The following is a 15,256-nucleotide window of genomic DNA, read 5'->3' as shown; positions in this document are numbered from 1 at the left end:
TTTTGCTTTCGATTCTAGGAATCATTCAAGCTAAACAGGATAGTACAACTCAATGTTACTTTTTTCCCGTACGTTTTTAGCCGCCTCGATCGCTGCGGCTCTATTCGCGCCGCAAGTTCTGGCAAAAGAAAACCAGTCTTTAGCGGCCATTGATCAATGTGTCGTCAATGAACCTGAGCCGGAAAGTTCGAAGAATCAGCCTATCAATGTAGAGGCTGATAAGCTAGAAGCAATTAACGGTAATAAAGCAACTTATTCAGGGAACGTTGTCGTTACGCAAGGCACAAAACATATCAAAGCTGATAATGTTACTTTGCACCAGAAAGAAAATGTCGTAGTTGCCGATGGTAATGTGCAATTTAATGACGGCCAAGTCAAAACTCGTTCAGATAAAGCGACCAATAATCTCAATAATAACGAGATGACATTAGAAAATACCGACTACCAATTCTTATGTCAGCCAGGGCGCGGTAAAGCGGTTTATGTCTCTAAAACCGGTAAGCGTGTGTATCAAATTGAAGATGGCTCTATCACTACGTGTCCTGAAGGCGATGATTCATGGCGCTTTAAGGCCTCGAGTATCGATATCGATCAAAATGAAGAAGAAGCCACTTTCTATAACCCTCGCTTTGAAATCCAAAATGTTCCCGTGATGTATTTACCCCTGTTAACCGTGCCAATTGGCGACACGCGTAAAACAGGCTTTTTATATCCAAGCGTTTCTTATGGCTCGAAAGAAGGCATGGAATTAGAAGTTCCGTTTTATTGGAACATTGCACCTAACTATGACCTTGAATCTTCGATTCACTATATGGAAAAACGTGGCGTGCAATTAAATAACAAATTCCGTTATTTAACTGAGCTTGGACATGGCGAGATTACCTCTGAGTATTTACCTGATGATCAAGAATACGATGAAGATTCAGCTCGTTGGGGTTTCCAATATGAGCATAACGGTATCTATAAGAAAAACTGGAAATTCTCGGTCGACTACTCAAAAGTCAGTGACATCGATTATTTCTCAGATTTAAGTTCGAGTATCGGTAACCGTGAAGACGGCCAATTAATGCAAGAAGGCGAAGTCCAATACCGTACTCGTGATTGGGATACGTCCTTATTGGTCCGTAACTTCCAGTTGCTGACAGAAAGTGCTGACGACTCTCCTTATAAATTATTACCTAAGTTATCGTTTAATTATCATTCACCTGAACTCATGCGCTTTTTAGACTTTGATGTAAAAAGCCATATCGCCCGCTTTGAAACCGATGATAATAATAAACCGTCAGCAACGCGTGTGCATGTTGAACCAGGCTTAACCATTCCACTGGCGAACACTTGGGGTTCATGGACCACAGAAGCTCGAGTATTGGGTACTTATTACCATCAAGATTTAAACGATGTCAATCTTGCGAATATTCGCTCCGATGGTTATGACCTAAAAGAAAATGTCTCACGTGTTATCCCTGAGTTCCGTACTCATGCTGGTATCACGCTAGAAAGTAATGACAAGTTTTTAGGCGAGTACACCCAAACACTTGAGCCACAAGTGCAGTATTTGTATATCCCTGAAAAACAGCAAAACGATATTTATTCCTATTACGATACTACGCTACTGCAAACCGACTACTACGGATTGTTTCGCTCAAATCGTTATAGCAGTATTGATTATATTTCTTCTGCTAACCAGTTGAGTTATGGCGCAAGTACTCGCTTCTTTGATGATCAGTACAAAGAACGCTTTAACTTATCTTTCGGGCAAATTTTCTACTTCCATTCGGCATCGAACCCACAGGATATCGAGCAAAATTCTGATAGCTCAGACTTCTCCGCATGGGCTCTAGATGCTGATTTTAACTACGATGATGCCGTTTTTTATCATGGCGGTTTACAGTTTGATAGCAATAAGAGCACCATCCAAACCGCGAACAGCACTTTAGAATATCGTTTCGATAAAGGCTATGTGCAAGCAAACTATCGCTATGTTAGCTTGGATTATATTCAAGAACAGGCGAGTTTTATTACACAAGATAATTACCGAAACTACACCACAGATGGTGTATCTCAAGCGGGAATCATGGGGGCTTATCAACTTTCAAGGCGATGGTATGCAACCGGCCAATACTTTTATGATCTAACAACAGATGAACCTTTAGAGTGGGTTGCTGGTCTACGTTATACATCCGATTGCTGGTACTTCGGTATGACCTATAGCCGCGAGCTGGATCATTGGGAGTCTAATTTATATAACTATCCTAATGCTTCGCCATCTTATGAGAACAATTTTGGTATTAGCTTCGGGATTACAGGACTGGGTACCAATATGGGCACAGACCTTATCTCAAGTAGCAGCTCGCTCGGTTATGGCCGTCCATTCTTCTTGAATAACTAAATTTTTAGGGGCTAATATTAGCCCCTCTATTTCAATAGGATCTGAAATGAAATTGTGGAAACACCTATTAATTGGTTTAGTGACCTTACTGACATGCACCATTGCCGTTGCTAAGCCTGTAGAGCTCGATAATGTTGCAGTTGTGGTTAACAATGGCGTGATATTACAAAGCGACATTGACAATGCCATTGCTCGTATTAAAGCGAATGCGAGCCAAAACAATAAAACCCTACCAAAGACAGCCGTACTGCATGATCAAGTCGTCGACAAACTGATTATGGAAAAGCTGCAAGAACAAGAAGCCGATCGTATTGGGGTAAAAATCGATGACTCGCGTCTCGATGCGGCGATCGCAAACATTGCTGAACGCAAGTCGTTAACGAAAGCCCAACTGATAGCTTCTGTTAAAAAAGAAGGGATTTCATACGCTGATTTTCGCGCTGAAATTCGTAAAGAAATGAAAATCAGTGAAGCTCGTAATGCGTTAGTTCGTCGCCGGATTAATATTATTCCAGCGGAAGTCGACAACATGTCGAAACTGCTAGAAGAACAAACCGATGCGACGGTACGTTATAATATAAGTCATATTCAGCTACGCTATAATGATGACAATAAAGCTGAAATGCTGGCGAAAGCCAAGAATATCGTCAAACAGTTAAAACAAGGCAAAGACTTTGAACAATTAGCCATGACCTACTCAAAAGGCCCTAAAGCGTTAAAAGGCGGTGACTGGGGCTGGATGCGTAAAGAAGAAATGCCAACGATTTTTGCAGACCACATAGATAACGAACATAAAGGCGATATTATTGGCCCGTTCGTGAGTGGTGCCGGCATTCATATCCTAAAAGTTAAAGATATTAAAGGCTTGCCAACCGTTTCGGTCACCGAAGTAAAAGCGCGTCATATCTTGATAAAACCTAGTATCATTTTAAGTGATGCGGGAGCGAAAAAAGAACTGAATGGCTTTATTAAGCAAATTAAATCGGGCCAAGCGACCTTCGGTGATCTTGCGCAGCAATACAGCCAAGACCCAGGCTCTGCTTCACAAAAAGGTGATTTGGGTTATCAAACTGCCGATAACTTCGTGCCAGAATTTAAGCATCAAGTCGAAGAGCTACCAATTGGTCAGATAAGTAAACCATTCAAAACAGTCCATGGTTGGCATATTGTTGAGGTGATGAAACGTCGCCAAGTCGATAAAACCGATTCAGCAATGAAAAATAAAGCTTACCAAATTTTGTTTAAACGTAAATTTAACGAAGAGGCAAGTACTTGGCTTAAAGAGCTCCGTGCCAGCGCCTATATTGAAAAGATGAAGGATAACAATAGTGATAGTTAGGAAGTTGGTGGTAACGGCTGGTGAACCTGCAGGAATAGGCCCGGATCTTGTTCTTGCTCTTTCGCAACACGACTGGCCGCACCAATTAGTCATCTGTGCCGATAAGTCCCTTTTGCAAGCACGAGCACAGCAGTTAGGTATTCATGTAAAACTGCTCGATTATGACGCTAATAGCCCAGCTTCACCTCAAGAAGCTGGATCACTTGTGGTTGATCATACACCATTGGCTGAACCTGTTATCGCTGGCCACTTAAATGAGGCCAACGGTTATTATGTATTAAATACGCTGAAAAAAGCGGCTTTGGGCTGTATGAATGGTGAGTTTGATGCTATTGTCACCGGCCCCGTGCATAAGGGGATAATTAATCGTGCTGGAGTCGCGTTTAGCGGCCATACCGAGTTCTTTGCTGAGATATCAAATACACCGCTAGTGGTTATGATGCTCGCAACACCAGGACTGCGCACAGCACTCGTGACAACGCACCTACCACTTGCTTATGTATCGAAAGCTGTCACACCAGAGCGTTTAGAGAAAATCATCGATATTCTGCACAGTGATCTGGTTCAGCGGTTTGATATAGAATCTCCACGTATCTATGTCTGTGGTTTAAACCCACATGCAGGAGAAGGTGGTGTATTAGGCCACGAGGAAGAAGTCACGATTAACCCAACGCTAGAAAGACTTCGTCAGGAAAAAGGCTATCAATTAATTGGTTGTTTACCTGCAGATACGATTTTTAGCGAGAAAAATTTAAATGATGCTGATGCTGTTTTAGGTATGTATCACGACCAAGTGCTACCTGTACTAAAATATAAAGGATTTGGCAGAGCTGTAAACATTACGTTAGGTTTACCTTTTATACGGACATCGGTGGACCACGGCACAGCATTAGACTTAGCTGGAACTGGCCTTGCGGATTTAGGCAGTTTTCAAACAGCCTTGCAGCAAGCTATCGAGCTAGTTGATAAAAAAGCACAATAACTCTGAGAATATTATGAGAAATGATGTCCATATGGGACACAAAGCGCGTAAGCGTTTTGGTCAAAACTTCCTAAACGATCCGTATATTATTGACGGTATCGTTTCTGCCATCAACCCGCTTAACGGGCAAAACATGGTGGAAATTGGCCCAGGTTTGGGCGCGCTTACTGAGCCTGTGGCTCGTGAAATCGATAAGATGAGCGTGATTGAACTTGACCGTGATTTGGCAGAGCGTTTACGCACTCATCCTGATTTAGCTGACAAACTGACGATTCATGAAGGCGATGCAATGCGCTTTGATTTTTCGACCCTGGTTAAGCCTAATGAACCTTTGCGTATTTTCGGCAACTTGCCATATAACATTTCAACACCACTGATGTTCCACTTATTTGAGTATCATGCTGATATTCTTGATATGCACTTTATGCTGCAAAAAGAAGTGGTAAAACGTCTTGCGGCCGGCCCTGGTAGTAAAGCATATGGTCGCTTAACCGTTATGGCACAGTACTACTGTAAAGTAGTGCCTGTATTAGAAGTGCCACCAACGGCTTTCGTACCGCCACCTAAAGTGGACTCTGCAGTGGTTCGATTGGTTCCATATGATGTGTTACCGCATCCGACAACCAGCATGAAATGGCTAGAACGTGTCGTCAGAGACGGATTTAACCAGCGCCGTAAAACGGTACGTAATTGCTACAAAGGTCTGGTCGATGCAGAAACCTTAGAGTCTCTCGGAATTGTGTCTAGCATGCGCCCAGAGAACCTCACCTTAGAGCAGTTCGTGACGCTAGCTAACTGGCTTGATGCGAATCATACTGCTTAAACAACCTCTTTATAGGACGACATGATGTCGTCCTATTTGTATTTGCAGATCATACAAGGAAGCTAAATGAACCATCAAACTGGCATTCAGATTCACGTTCAAACCAAATACATTTCTGAACAATCCACTCCTGAAAAAAACCATTATATCTTCGCGTATCTTATTACCGTCAAAAACCTCACTCAACATTCGGTTCAGCTGATGAGTCGGCGCTGGCTCATTACCGATGCCAACGGCAAGCAAATCACCGTTGAAGGTGATGGTGTGGTGGGTGAACAACCTGTCATTGATAGCCAGCAAGAATACACTTACACCAGTGGTACCTCGATTGAAACTCCCGTTGGCGTTATGCAGGGTCATTATGTTATGAATGATCATGAAGGTAACGAATTTATGGCGGACATTGCACCTTTTCGCTTAGCAATGCCCAACGTTTTACATTAGAGAGGTGATATGGCGACCTATATTGTTGGAGATATCCAAGGGTGTCTTGACGAGCTGCAACTATTATTAGAGCAGGTCCAGTTTAACTCGCAGCACGACCAACTGTGGTTAGCAGGTGATCTTGTTGCAAGGGGGCCTAAATCATTAGAAACATTACGCTTTGTGCGTAACCTCGGTGACTCAGCTCAAGTCATTCTGGGCAACCATGATCTCCATTTACTTGCCGTATCACTGGGTATCCACTCGCCTAAACCCAAAGATTTAACTCAACCAATTTTTTCTGCTCCAGATAAAACCGAGCTACTTAATTGGCTACGCCAGCAACCACTTTTAGCCGAACATGCAGAGTTTGTCATGTGTCATGCCGGCATTTCACCACAATGGGATCTCGCCACGGCGCGCAGTGCGGCTCGCGAAGTAGAAGCAATTCTGCATCAAGGAGATTGGCAATGGTTACTGAGGAATATGTATGAAAATCAGCCCGATTTTTGGCGAGAAGACCTTCGTGGCCTAGAGCGCTATCGTTATATTATTAACGCTTTTACTCGTATGCGTTTTTGCTACTCCGATGGGCGTTTAGATATGCAATGCAAGCGTCCACCCAAAGATATTCAAGACCCAACCATTATTCCATGGTTTGAAGTCCCTGAGCGCGTTACATTTGATAAACCGATTATATTTGGCCATTGGGCTGCATTAGAGGGTTATCATAGCCAGGGGCTTTTTGGGCTCGATACTGGCTGTGTTTGGGGCGGGTGTTTAACCATGCTGCGCTGGGAGGATCAAACCTTCTTTGAGCAACGCTCACTCAAAAATAAATAGTGACGCGTCACAATCAGTTCTTAGGTACTATCAGTTCTTAGGTGCTATTGGTTATTAGAGACGATTAGTTATTAGAGATTATAGTGCCGGGTGAGTCCCCGGCACTATAGTATAAAGCTCTGGCAATACCAATCTATGGATTACTTATCTAGAATAACAAATTCCATATTATATTGATTTTTCTCATCAGCAGCATAGTGCTCGCGATAGGTTTCGTGCCAGCCTTCCCCCCAATCAGGGAAATGCGTATCCCCGATTAAATCGGCGTTAATTTCGGTAATATATAAGCGGTCAGCACGAGGTAAACAGGCCGCATAAATGCTTCCACCACCAATCACCATCACTTCTGCATAGTCGGCACTCAAAGCCAGCGCTTCATCAATAGAGGTTACTGTAGACACCCCTTCAATCAGCAGATCACTATCACGGCTAATAACAATATTGGGACGTCCCGGTAATGGTCGACCAATAGATTCATAAGTTTTACGTCCCATAATAACCGGCTTACCCAAAGTACAGCGCTTAAACCATGCAAAATCTGCGGGTAAATGCCAAGGCATCTGATTGTCTTGTCCTATAACGCGATTATTGGCCATAGCGGCAATCATACTTATCAACATGCGGTTTTCCTGATTTATAAGGTTAGCGATTAAATAATGGATTTTCCGCGATAGAATAACAGCCCCGGCACAGCAAGACCAATAGCCAAACCAATCAAGATGAACATCGCTTTCAAAAAGTTTTCCATTAGCGATTCCATTAAAGCCAAAGAAAAACCGTCATGGTTAATCTGTACTAACGCAATCATAGCTTTATAGGCAAATACTCCCGGCACCATAGGAATCACTCCCGCGACAGTAAACACCTTAGGATGAGCTAAAAAGCGTTTTGACCAATAGACACCAATGAAACTGACGATAGTCGCCGCAAAAAAGGTCGACCACTCAATCGGCCATCCTTGATGCATCATGATAAACCGGCAACCATGGCCGACGGCTCCTAAAATGGCGCAGTAACGTAGAGCGTGGACAGGCACGTTAAACACCAAAGCGAACCCAATCGCGGGAATAGCAGCAAAGAACATATCATTGGCCAAACCCAGTATAACATCCATCATACCGCCCACCCCCACACACCGGTTACGCGCATAGCCGCGATGATCCCCAAACAAATCGATAGCGTCAGCAAACTCCCAAATGCAAAACGAGCAATCCCCATATTGACATAACCTTTGAGCATATCAGCCACCGAGTTAATTAAGGGAAATCCAGGGACGAGCATCAAAACAGATGAGGCCATCACCAACGTAGGAACATTACCGAGATTAAAACGGACAGCTTGCGTCGATATCAGCGAGGTTACAAAAGCAGTGGCGGCGAAATTGAGTAATGGATTGAAATGTCTTGAGGCCATTTCTTGACGAAAAAACATTCCCACTGCGGACGCGAGAAAAGTCATCGCGAACACCATCCAATCTCCCCCTGCTAAGCGGGCAAAAGAAGCACAAGATAAACCAATCATAACGATCACAACCCAACGGTTATATCGATTAGGCGCTAAATGATCCAGTTTATGCTGAGCAAGTGTATGATCTAACACCCCATGCTCCATCATGATACAAATACGCTGTACTTCGGTCACAATCTGCATGTTCAATCCACTATCAGCACAGCGTCTTGTCGTGGTAATACAATGTCCTTGATAAACAGTAGTCACAACTAATGAGCTTGCAGAAAGCGACACCTCGACTTCGCTCATACCACTGGCTAAACCTATCCGCTTCATAATATCGCCTACGAGTGTACTCTCTGCCCCGTGGGCAAGTAACATTCTACCGGCTTGTGCAATTAAACGAGATATCTCCCGTTGCTTTGATGACATGTTTTGGCTCTCTCAATCACGACTTCACTCACACCAACTGAGAATACACACGAGCTTATACCCTATTACTCAGTCCATGAGTGTTATTTAGACATAAAAAAGCCGCAATAGGTATTGCGGCTTATCAAGAAATATCGAGATATTACTCACGAACGTAGATAACGTGGCCGTCATCCTCTTCATCGTCCCAGTCATCCCAATCATCTTCTGTTACAACGTTTTCACTCTGCATCGCTGTTTCATGGTAATCATCCCACATGAAATCAACTTTCGATTCTTCCGTTGTCACGGTCTGCTCTTCACGCGGTACTGTTTCAATGAATTCAGCTAACTGCATGCACAGATCTTTCGTACCATTACGGTTGATCGCAGAGATACGGTAGTAACGATCGTCCCAGCCAAGCGCTTCAACGACATTATTAATGATCTCATCGGCTTCTTCTTCAGGAAGCAGATCAACTTTATTAAATACTAACCAACGTGGCTTATCCGCCAGTTTGTCGCTGTATTGTTCAAGTTCGTCAATCACCGTCAGGGCATTTTGCACGGGATCACTTTGATCAACAGGCATAATGTCGATCATGTGCAATAGTGCGCGACAACGCTCTAAGTGCTTCAAGAATCGAATACCCAGTCCGGCACCATCGGCAGCACCTTCAATAAGGCCTGGAATATCTGCAACAACAAAGCTTTTCTCTGGTAATACACTGACAACACCTAAGCTTGGAACTAAGGTGGTAAATGGATAATCAGCCACTTTGGGTTTCGCCGCAGAAACAGAACGAATAAAGGTCGATTTACCCGCATTTGGTAAACCAAGCATACCCACATCCGCTAACAAGAGTAGCTCAAGACGAAGTTCACGAACTTCCCCTTTCGTTCCCATTGTTTTTTGACGTGGTGCACGGTTAACAGACGATTTAAATCGGGTATTACCTAGACCGTGCCAACCGCCTTTCGCGATCATGACACGTTTACCATGTTCAGCAACTTCACCCACAACTTCATTCGTGTGGATATCAATTGCACGTGTCCCTATTGGCACACGCATTACTTTGTCATTACCACGCTTACCAGTACAGTTACCGCCACCACCGTTTTTACCACGGTCGGCTGAATAAAAGCGCTGGAAATGGTAATCGATAAGGGTGTTAAGGTTTTCATCAGCTTCGATATAAATATCGCCGCCATCGCCACCGTCGCCGCCATCAGGGCCGCCTTTGGCAACAAATTTTTCACGCCAGAAACTCACGATACCGTTACCGCCGTCTCCTGCTTGAACCTTTACTACCGCTTCATCAACGAATTTCATCTCTTACTCCGCATATTTGCGTTGCAATATCATTTACTGACAATGATATAAATAATAGCAGAACTAAGGTCAAATGACCGCTGAATTCCACTTACCACATTCAGTATTATTGCGTCTCTCTTATTATTTATACCACGATCATTTTTGATCGCTAGATAAATAAAAAACCCCACCTAACGGCAGGGCTTTTAAATTCAGTTAGAAACTAAACTTATTCAGAATCGATGCTAACGAATTTACGGCTCTTAGGACCTTTCACTTCAAATTTAACTTTACCGTCAGATAAAGCAAATAGAGTGTGGTCTTTACCGATACCAACGTTGTTACCAGCGTGGAATTTAGTACCACGTTGACGAACAATGATGTTACCTGCAAGAACAGATTCGCCACCGAAACGTTTAACACCTAGGCGTTTACTTTCTGAATCGCGACCGTTACGAGTAGAACCACCAGCTTTTTTGTGTGCCATTCTTAGACTCTCCTAATAACTTAAGCGTTGATACCAGTGATTTTCACTTCCGTGAACCACTGACGGTGACCTTGCTGTTGACGAGAATGCTTACGACGACGGAATTTAACGACTTTAATTTTGTCGCCACGACCGTGTTGTACAACTTCTGCAGTCACTTTGCCACCTTCTAAAAGAGGTGCACCAACTTGAATTTCTTCACCGTTAGCAACTAAAAGAACTTTATCAAATTCAACAGTTGCACCAGTTTCAACGTCTAATTTCTCTAAACGAAGGGTTTGACCTTCGCTTACACGGTGTTGTTTACCACCAGATTGGAAAACAGCGTACATATTTTACTCCGCTTTTTCCGCACAGCCGTATGCGTAATATTTTGGCATTTTGGGTGTGCGCTAAACTAATCATCAATAGGGCGCAGATTCTACTCGAATGGCATCCCTATGACAAGCCATATTTAAAAAAAATTGGCGAAAAGCTAATCGCCAAAGAAAAGTGACGAGATCATGCCTTTCTGACATATATTAATCAACGTTTTTTAGTGTATTATTCAGGAATTACCGAAGCACATACACGCTGTCACAGCTACAACTTCAGCCGGATTTACCATGGATTTTAAAGCTATCCAAGCGCTTACTGCCAATGATATGGCAAAAGTGAATGAAATCATTCAAGCGCAATTGAACTCAGATGTCTCCCTCATAAACCAACTTGGTTTTTATATTGTGAGTGGCGGAGGCAAACGCCTACGCCCATTACTGGCACTTTTGTCAGCTAAAGCCCTTGATTATGAGGGTGATAAACATACGCTTGCCGCCGCGTTTATCGAGTTTATTCATACCGCAACACTTCTGCATGATGATGTGGTGGATGAATCCGATATGCGCCGCGGTAAAGCGACGGCTAACGCCGCATTTGGTAATGCCGCAAGTGTTCTTGTTGGTGATTATATCTACACTCGCTCTTTCCAAATGATGACTCAACTTGGATCATTAAAAATCTTGGAAGTCATGAGTGATGCGGTGAATGTAATCGCAGAAGGTGAAGTGCAGCAGCTAATGAACTGTAATGATCCTGACACAAGTGAAGCAAGCTACATGCAGGTGATTTATTCAAAAACCGCACGATTATTTGAAGCGGCGACACAAATTGGTGCTCTATTGGTCGAAGCGCCAGAGCCTGTCGAGAACGCTTTGAAAAATTATGGTCGCTACCTTGGTACTGCATTCCAGTTGGTTGATGATGTGATGGATTACGCCTCAGATGGCAAAGATATGGGTAAGAATGTGGGCGATGACCTTGCCGAAGGCAAACCGACGCTCCCGCTACTGCACGCAATGCGTCACGGTGATCCCAAACAAACTCAATTGATCCGCGATGCGATCGAACACGCCAATGGTATGGATCATCTTGATGAGATTCTTGCGGCAATGGATCAAGCCGGCTCTCTGGCTTATACCTCGCAAAAGGCACAAGAAGAAGCAGACAAAGCGATTGCTGAACTCGCTATCTTGCCTGAGAGTGACTATAAACAGGCGCTGGTTACCTTGGCGCATATGGCTGTCAATCGTACGAAGTAACTCGTAGGCACAAAAGCAAATATGATTAAGCCGACGCACAAGTGCGCCGGCTTAATCATTTAATATCACTCAGTCACAACCAGCCTGATCTTTATGCTTGCGTAAAATCGATCCCAGCTTGAATATCGCTCTGCAATACCTCTAACATGCCATCAAGTGCCGTTTGTTCATAAGAACTAAGTTTGCCGTACTCTAAGACCGCTTCTGCTCCAGTTTTACCCAGTTTGACTGGCTGGGCGAAGAAGGTTGCATGAGGACTACCGCTTTCTACATAAGCATACTCAATGATATTTTCTTTACCTTGCAAGGCGTCAACCAATGCCAACCCGAAACGACAAGCAGCCTGCCCCATTGATAATGTTGCAGATCCTGCCCCTGCTTTAGCTTCAACCACTTCTGTGCCGGCATTTTGAATACGGCGCGTCAAGGCATCAACTTCTTCTTCAGAAAACTCAACACCTTGGACCTGAGACAATAAAGGTAAAATCGTCACGCCCGAATGCCCTCCAATCACAGGGACTCGTACTTCCCGTGAGTCTTTACCTTTCAACTCCGCAACAAACGTTTCTGCGCGAATCACATCAAGAGTTGTGACCCCAAATAATTTGGTTTTGTCATACACTCCTGCTTTTTTCATTACTTCAGCAAAAATCGGTACGGTTGTATTCACAGGGTTAGTAATCAGTCCAATGCATGCTTTCGGACAACACTCTGCCACTTTTTCAGCAATGGATTTTACTATGCCCGCATTAACATTAAATAAATCAGAACGGTCCATTCCAGGCTTGCGAGCGACGCCAGCCGAAATCAAAACCACATCAGCGCCCCGTAACGCCGGAGAGGGATCTTCTCCACAATACCCTTTGATCGAGACAGGCGTAGGAATATGACTAAGATCAGCCGCAACTCCGGGAGTCACAGGTGCTATATCATACAACGCCAAATTAGAACCGGCAGGTAGTCGATTTTTTAGTAGTAAGGCAAGAGCTTGGCCAATACCACCGGCAGCACCAATAACAGCAACTTTCATGCAATTTCTCCTCAAGACCCTTAGGTCTGATCAGGCTAGATTCATAAGCTAGACATACGTTTTTCGATGATGGTCATTTAATAAACGATTCAATTACAGTCTATTAAATGACCATTTGCAAAAGTGAGCCATCGAGGTTCTGACACGCTTCACAAAGGGGACGTGATTATGAATATAATCTGAGAAATCACCAATAAAACTCATAATAATAATGTAAAAATTTGTGGTACAAGAAAGGGTTTTAGAGACATTTCATTAAGAAGTTGGCGAAATATGCATAGCTATGCGAGAATATGCATCATCCTTTCCGTTATTAAATGAATAAGAACAGACATGCGAAATACAGATAAACAAGATAGCCTAGTTCGCGCTTTTAAAGCCTTACTAAAAGAAGAGCGCTTTGGCTCACAAGGCGATATTGTCGACGCACTCAAGAATGAAGGGTTCGATAATATTAACCAATCGAAAGTATCACGAATGCTCACTAAGTTTGGCGCTGTACGTACTCGTAATGCAAAAATGGAAATGGTGTATTGTTTACCTGCAGAGCTTGGCGTGCCGACAGTATCGAGCTCATTAAGAGAGTTAGTACTTGATGTCGATCATAACCCAGCACTTGTCGTGATTCACACCGGCCCAGGCGCAGCGCAATTAATTGCACGCTTATTAGATTCGCTAGGAAAATCGGAAGGGATTCTAGGTGTTGTCGCGGGCGATGACACGATTTTCATCACGCCAACAGCAGATATTCCGACAGAACAATTGTTCGCATCTGTCTGTGAATTATTTGAATACGCTGGCTAATATTCTTGTCACAGCGCACAGTTATGGTTCTCTATCTCATACACAGAGTTAAAAGTGTGTGAGATAGATCACATTAGTAAAAATTAAGAGCAAGGCTAGATATTTAATGTAACCTAATGATTTTTAATTAAATTATCTCTAATTTACATAATATTTACGAATCTTTATTCTCCTTGTCTTAATACAATCGCCACCTCCCCCGCATTTTTCTACTCAATTTTTGGTATGATCTATTCAATTCCATGCACTTTTGCAATGGGAATCTTGAGCTCCAACGATGGGGCTGTTTGGTTACCTCAATCAAGCAACGAGAGTAAAAACAAAGGAAAGGAACTCATGAAATTACATAAGCTATTTCAGGTTGGCGTGATCGCCACGGCTGCTTTTGGTGCAAGCTCAGTCAGCGCACAAGAATTCATTACAATAGGTACTGGTTCAGTGACGGGTGTTTATTACCCAACAGGCGGTGCGATTTGTAAACTGGTTAATAAAGAACGCAAATCCCATGATATTCGTTGTTCGGTTGAGTCCACTGGTGGCTCTATCTACAACGTCAACACTATCCGTGCCGGTGAGTTGGATTTTGGTATTGTACAATCTGATTGGCAATATCATGGTTATAACGGCACAAGCCAATTTAAAGAGCAAGGCCCCTACAAAAAACTACGTGCAATGTTCTCTTTGCATACTGAACCTTTCAACATCATTGCGCGTGCCGATTCAGGTATCAATAACGTTAGCGATCTAGCAGGTAAACGTGTCAACATCGGTAACCCAGGTTCTGGTGACCGTGCAACCATGAAAGTCGTCATGAATGCATTTGGTTGGACAAAAGACAGCTTTACGTTAGCGTCTGAACTAAAAGGGTCTGAACGTTCTCAAGCACTATGTGATAACAAAATCGATGCCTTTATTTACATGGTCGGTCACCCGAATGGTTCTATCAAAGAAGCAACCACATCGTGTGACGCAAAATTAGTCCCTGCAACCGGCCCTGAAATCGATAAAATCGTTAAAGAGCATCCATACTATACTTACACCAACGTACCAGCGGGTATGTATCGTGGTACAGACAAAGATGTGAAAAGCTTTGGTGTCGCCGCGACAATGGTTACCAGCACTGATGTATCCGATAAAGTTGCTTATAATGTTGCGAAAGCCGTGTTTGAGAACTTTTCAACATTCAAACGTTTACATCCAGCATTTGCCCACTTGAAGAAAGAAGATATGGTAACAAACGGTATCTCTATTCCTCTTCACCCTGGTGCAGTTAAGTATTACAAAGAAGTCGGCTTACTAAAATAACACCACGTTAGCTCGATGTAATCAGTACAACTTTGGCAGGAAGGTATTCTTCCTGCCTATTAACTAGCACCGACTCCCT

General features: G+C 43.3%; 16 protein-coding genes. 9 read left to right on the top strand and 7 right to left on the bottom strand.

What is annotated here, in order from left to right:
• The first annotated feature begins 52 nt into the window (after positions 1 to 52).
• The 6 genes from lptD (at position 53) to apaH (ending at position 6,799) form a co-directional block, all read left to right on the top strand.
• Entirely contained in the window at positions 53 to 2,389 is a 2,337-nt protein-coding gene (lptD, locus tag OCU30_RS01775) for an LPS assembly protein LptD (RefSeq protein ID WP_077315325.1), read from the top strand.
• 46 nt (positions 2,390 to 2,435) lie between these two features.
• Positions 2,436 to 3,728 carry a peptidylprolyl isomerase SurA gene (surA, locus tag OCU30_RS01770; RefSeq protein WP_077315324.1) on the top strand — a complete coding sequence of 431 codons (1,293 nt, stop codon included), beginning with the start codon at positions 2,436 to 2,438 and terminating at the stop codon, positions 3,726 to 3,728.
• Positions 3,721 to 4,710: a 4-hydroxythreonine-4-phosphate dehydrogenase PdxA gene (gene pdxA / locus OCU30_RS01765; RefSeq protein WP_205408835.1), complete on the top strand. Its 990-nt coding sequence runs from the start codon at positions 3,721 to 3,723 to the stop codon at positions 4,708 to 4,710. Before surA ends, pdxA begins: the two co-directional genes overlap by 8 nt.
• Positions 4,711 to 4,723: 13 nt before the next feature.
• A complete protein-coding gene (rsmA, locus tag OCU30_RS01760; RefSeq protein WP_077315322.1) occupies positions 4,724 to 5,533 on the top strand; it encodes a 16S rRNA (adenine(1518)-N(6)/adenine(1519)-N(6))-dimethyltransferase RsmA in 810 nt (269 codons plus the stop codon).
• 66 nt (positions 5,534 to 5,599) lie between these two features.
• Positions 5,600 to 5,977 carry a Co2+/Mg2+ efflux protein ApaG gene (gene apaG, locus OCU30_RS01755; RefSeq protein WP_077315321.1) on the top strand — a complete coding sequence of 126 codons (378 nt, stop codon included), beginning with the start codon at positions 5,600 to 5,602 and terminating at the stop codon, positions 5,975 to 5,977.
• Positions 5,978 to 5,986: 9 nt separating this feature from the next.
• On the top strand, positions 5,987 to 6,799 hold the full coding sequence (gene apaH, locus OCU30_RS01750; protein ID WP_077315320.1) for a bis(5'-nucleosyl)-tetraphosphatase (symmetrical) ApaH: 813 nt from the start codon (positions 5,987 to 5,989) through the stop codon (positions 6,797 to 6,799).
• 140 nt (positions 6,800 to 6,939) lie between these two features.
• Here apaH and folA read toward each other — a convergent pair whose 3' ends face one another.
• The 6 genes from folA to rplU all read right to left on the bottom strand — a co-directional run bounded on the left by folA (position 6,940) and on the right by rplU (position 10,793).
• A complete protein-coding gene (folA, locus tag OCU30_RS01745) occupies positions 6,940 to 7,419 on the bottom strand; it encodes a type 3 dihydrofolate reductase (protein ID WP_077315319.1) in 480 nt (159 codons plus the stop codon).
• Between the two features lie 29 nt (positions 7,420 to 7,448).
• Complete coding sequence (locus OCU30_RS01740) at positions 7,449 to 7,916, bottom strand: threonine/serine exporter family protein (RefSeq protein ID WP_077315318.1); 468 nt, start codon at positions 7,914 to 7,916, stop codon at positions 7,449 to 7,451.
• Entirely contained in the window at positions 7,913 to 8,680 is a 768-nt protein-coding gene (locus tag OCU30_RS01735; protein ID WP_077315317.1) for a threonine/serine exporter family protein, read from the bottom strand. The genes OCU30_RS01740 and OCU30_RS01735 overlap by 4 nt, the downstream gene beginning before the upstream one ends.
• A 142-nt stretch (positions 8,681 to 8,822) precedes the next feature.
• Positions 8,823 to 9,992, bottom strand: a complete 1,170-nt coding sequence (gene cgtA, locus OCU30_RS01730) for an Obg family GTPase CgtA (RefSeq protein WP_077315316.1) — start codon at positions 9,990 to 9,992, stop codon at positions 8,823 to 8,825.
• Between the two features lie 211 nt (positions 9,993 to 10,203).
• Positions 10,204 to 10,461: a 50S ribosomal protein L27 gene (gene rpmA / locus OCU30_RS01725; protein ID WP_077315315.1), complete on the bottom strand. Its 258-nt coding sequence runs from the start codon at positions 10,459 to 10,461 to the stop codon at positions 10,204 to 10,206.
• A gap of 20 nt (positions 10,462 to 10,481) precedes the next feature.
• On the bottom strand, positions 10,482 to 10,793 hold the full coding sequence (rplU, locus tag OCU30_RS01720) for a 50S ribosomal protein L21 (protein ID WP_077315314.1): 312 nt from the start codon (positions 10,791 to 10,793) through the stop codon (positions 10,482 to 10,484).
• 273 nt (positions 10,794 to 11,066) lie between these two features.
• On the opposite strand from rplU, the gene ispB reads away from it, so the two are divergent.
• Complete coding sequence (gene ispB / locus OCU30_RS01715; RefSeq protein WP_077315313.1) at positions 11,067 to 12,038, top strand: octaprenyl diphosphate synthase; 972 nt, start codon at positions 11,067 to 11,069, stop codon at positions 12,036 to 12,038.
• A 91-nt stretch (positions 12,039 to 12,129) separates the two neighbouring features.
• On the opposite strand, the gene mdh is transcribed toward ispB, so the two are convergent.
• Entirely contained in the window at positions 12,130 to 13,068 is a 939-nt protein-coding gene (mdh, locus tag OCU30_RS01710) for a malate dehydrogenase (RefSeq protein WP_077315312.1), read from the bottom strand.
• Between the two features lie 333 nt (positions 13,069 to 13,401).
• Here mdh and argR point away from each other — a divergent pair, with 333 nt between their 5' ends.
• Both argR and OCU30_RS01700 read left to right on the top strand, forming a co-directional pair.
• Positions 13,402 to 13,872, top strand: a complete 471-nt coding sequence (argR, locus tag OCU30_RS01705) for a transcriptional regulator ArgR (RefSeq protein ID WP_077315311.1) — start codon at positions 13,402 to 13,404, stop codon at positions 13,870 to 13,872.
• A gap of 336 nt (positions 13,873 to 14,208) precedes the next feature.
• On the top strand, positions 14,209 to 15,177 hold the full coding sequence (locus tag OCU30_RS01700) for a TAXI family TRAP transporter solute-binding subunit (RefSeq protein ID WP_077315310.1): 969 nt from the start codon (positions 14,209 to 14,211) through the stop codon (positions 15,175 to 15,177).
• Positions 15,178 to 15,256 lie beyond the last annotated feature (79 nt).

Origin of the sequence: Vibrio palustris (assembly GCF_024346995.1) — a bacterium.
Lineage (GTDB): Bacteria > Pseudomonadota > Gammaproteobacteria > Enterobacterales > Vibrionaceae > Vibrio > Vibrio palustris.
Note: the sequence above shows the minus strand (reverse complement) of the source record. Positions and strands in the feature narration are given on the sequence as shown.

Coding starts and splice junctions, on each gene's coding strand:
- rpmA (WP_077315315.1), bottom strand. CDS start 10,461: ATGGCACACAAAAAAGCTGGTGGTTCTACTCGTAACGGTCGCGATTCA.
- rplU (WP_077315314.1), bottom strand. CDS start 10,793: ATGTACGCTGTTTTCCAATCTGGTGGTAAACAACACCGTGTAAGCGAA.
- apaH (WP_077315320.1), top strand. CDS start 5,987: ATGGCGACCTATATTGTTGGAGATATCCAAGGGTGTCTTGACGAGCTG.
- ispB (WP_077315313.1), top strand. CDS start 11,067: ATGGATTTTAAAGCTATCCAAGCGCTTACTGCCAATGATATGGCAAAA.
- OCU30_RS01700 (WP_077315310.1), top strand. CDS start 14,209: ATGAAATTACATAAGCTATTTCAGGTTGGCGTGATCGCCACGGCTGCT.
- folA (WP_077315319.1), bottom strand. CDS start 7,419: ATGTTGATAAGTATGATTGCCGCTATGGCCAATAATCGCGTTATAGGA.
- lptD (WP_077315325.1), top strand. CDS start 53: ATGTTACTTTTTTCCCGTACGTTTTTAGCCGCCTCGATCGCTGCGGCT.
- mdh (WP_077315312.1), bottom strand. CDS start 13,068: ATGAAAGTTGCTGTTATTGGTGCTGCCGGTGGTATTGGCCAAGCTCTT.
- argR (WP_077315311.1), top strand. CDS start 13,402: ATGCGAAATACAGATAAACAAGATAGCCTAGTTCGCGCTTTTAAAGCC.
- apaG (WP_077315321.1), top strand. CDS start 5,600: ATGAACCATCAAACTGGCATTCAGATTCACGTTCAAACCAAATACATT.
- OCU30_RS01740 (WP_077315318.1), bottom strand. CDS start 7,916: ATGATGGATGTTATACTGGGTTTGGCCAATGATATGTTCTTTGCTGCT.
- surA (WP_077315324.1), top strand. CDS start 2,436: ATGAAATTGTGGAAACACCTATTAATTGGTTTAGTGACCTTACTGACA.
- rsmA (WP_077315322.1), top strand. CDS start 4,724: ATGAGAAATGATGTCCATATGGGACACAAAGCGCGTAAGCGTTTTGGT.
- cgtA (WP_077315316.1), bottom strand. CDS start 9,992: ATGAAATTCGTTGATGAAGCGGTAGTAAAGGTTCAAGCAGGAGACGGC.
- OCU30_RS01735 (WP_077315317.1), bottom strand. CDS start 8,680: ATGTCATCAAAGCAACGGGAGATATCTCGTTTAATTGCACAAGCCGGT.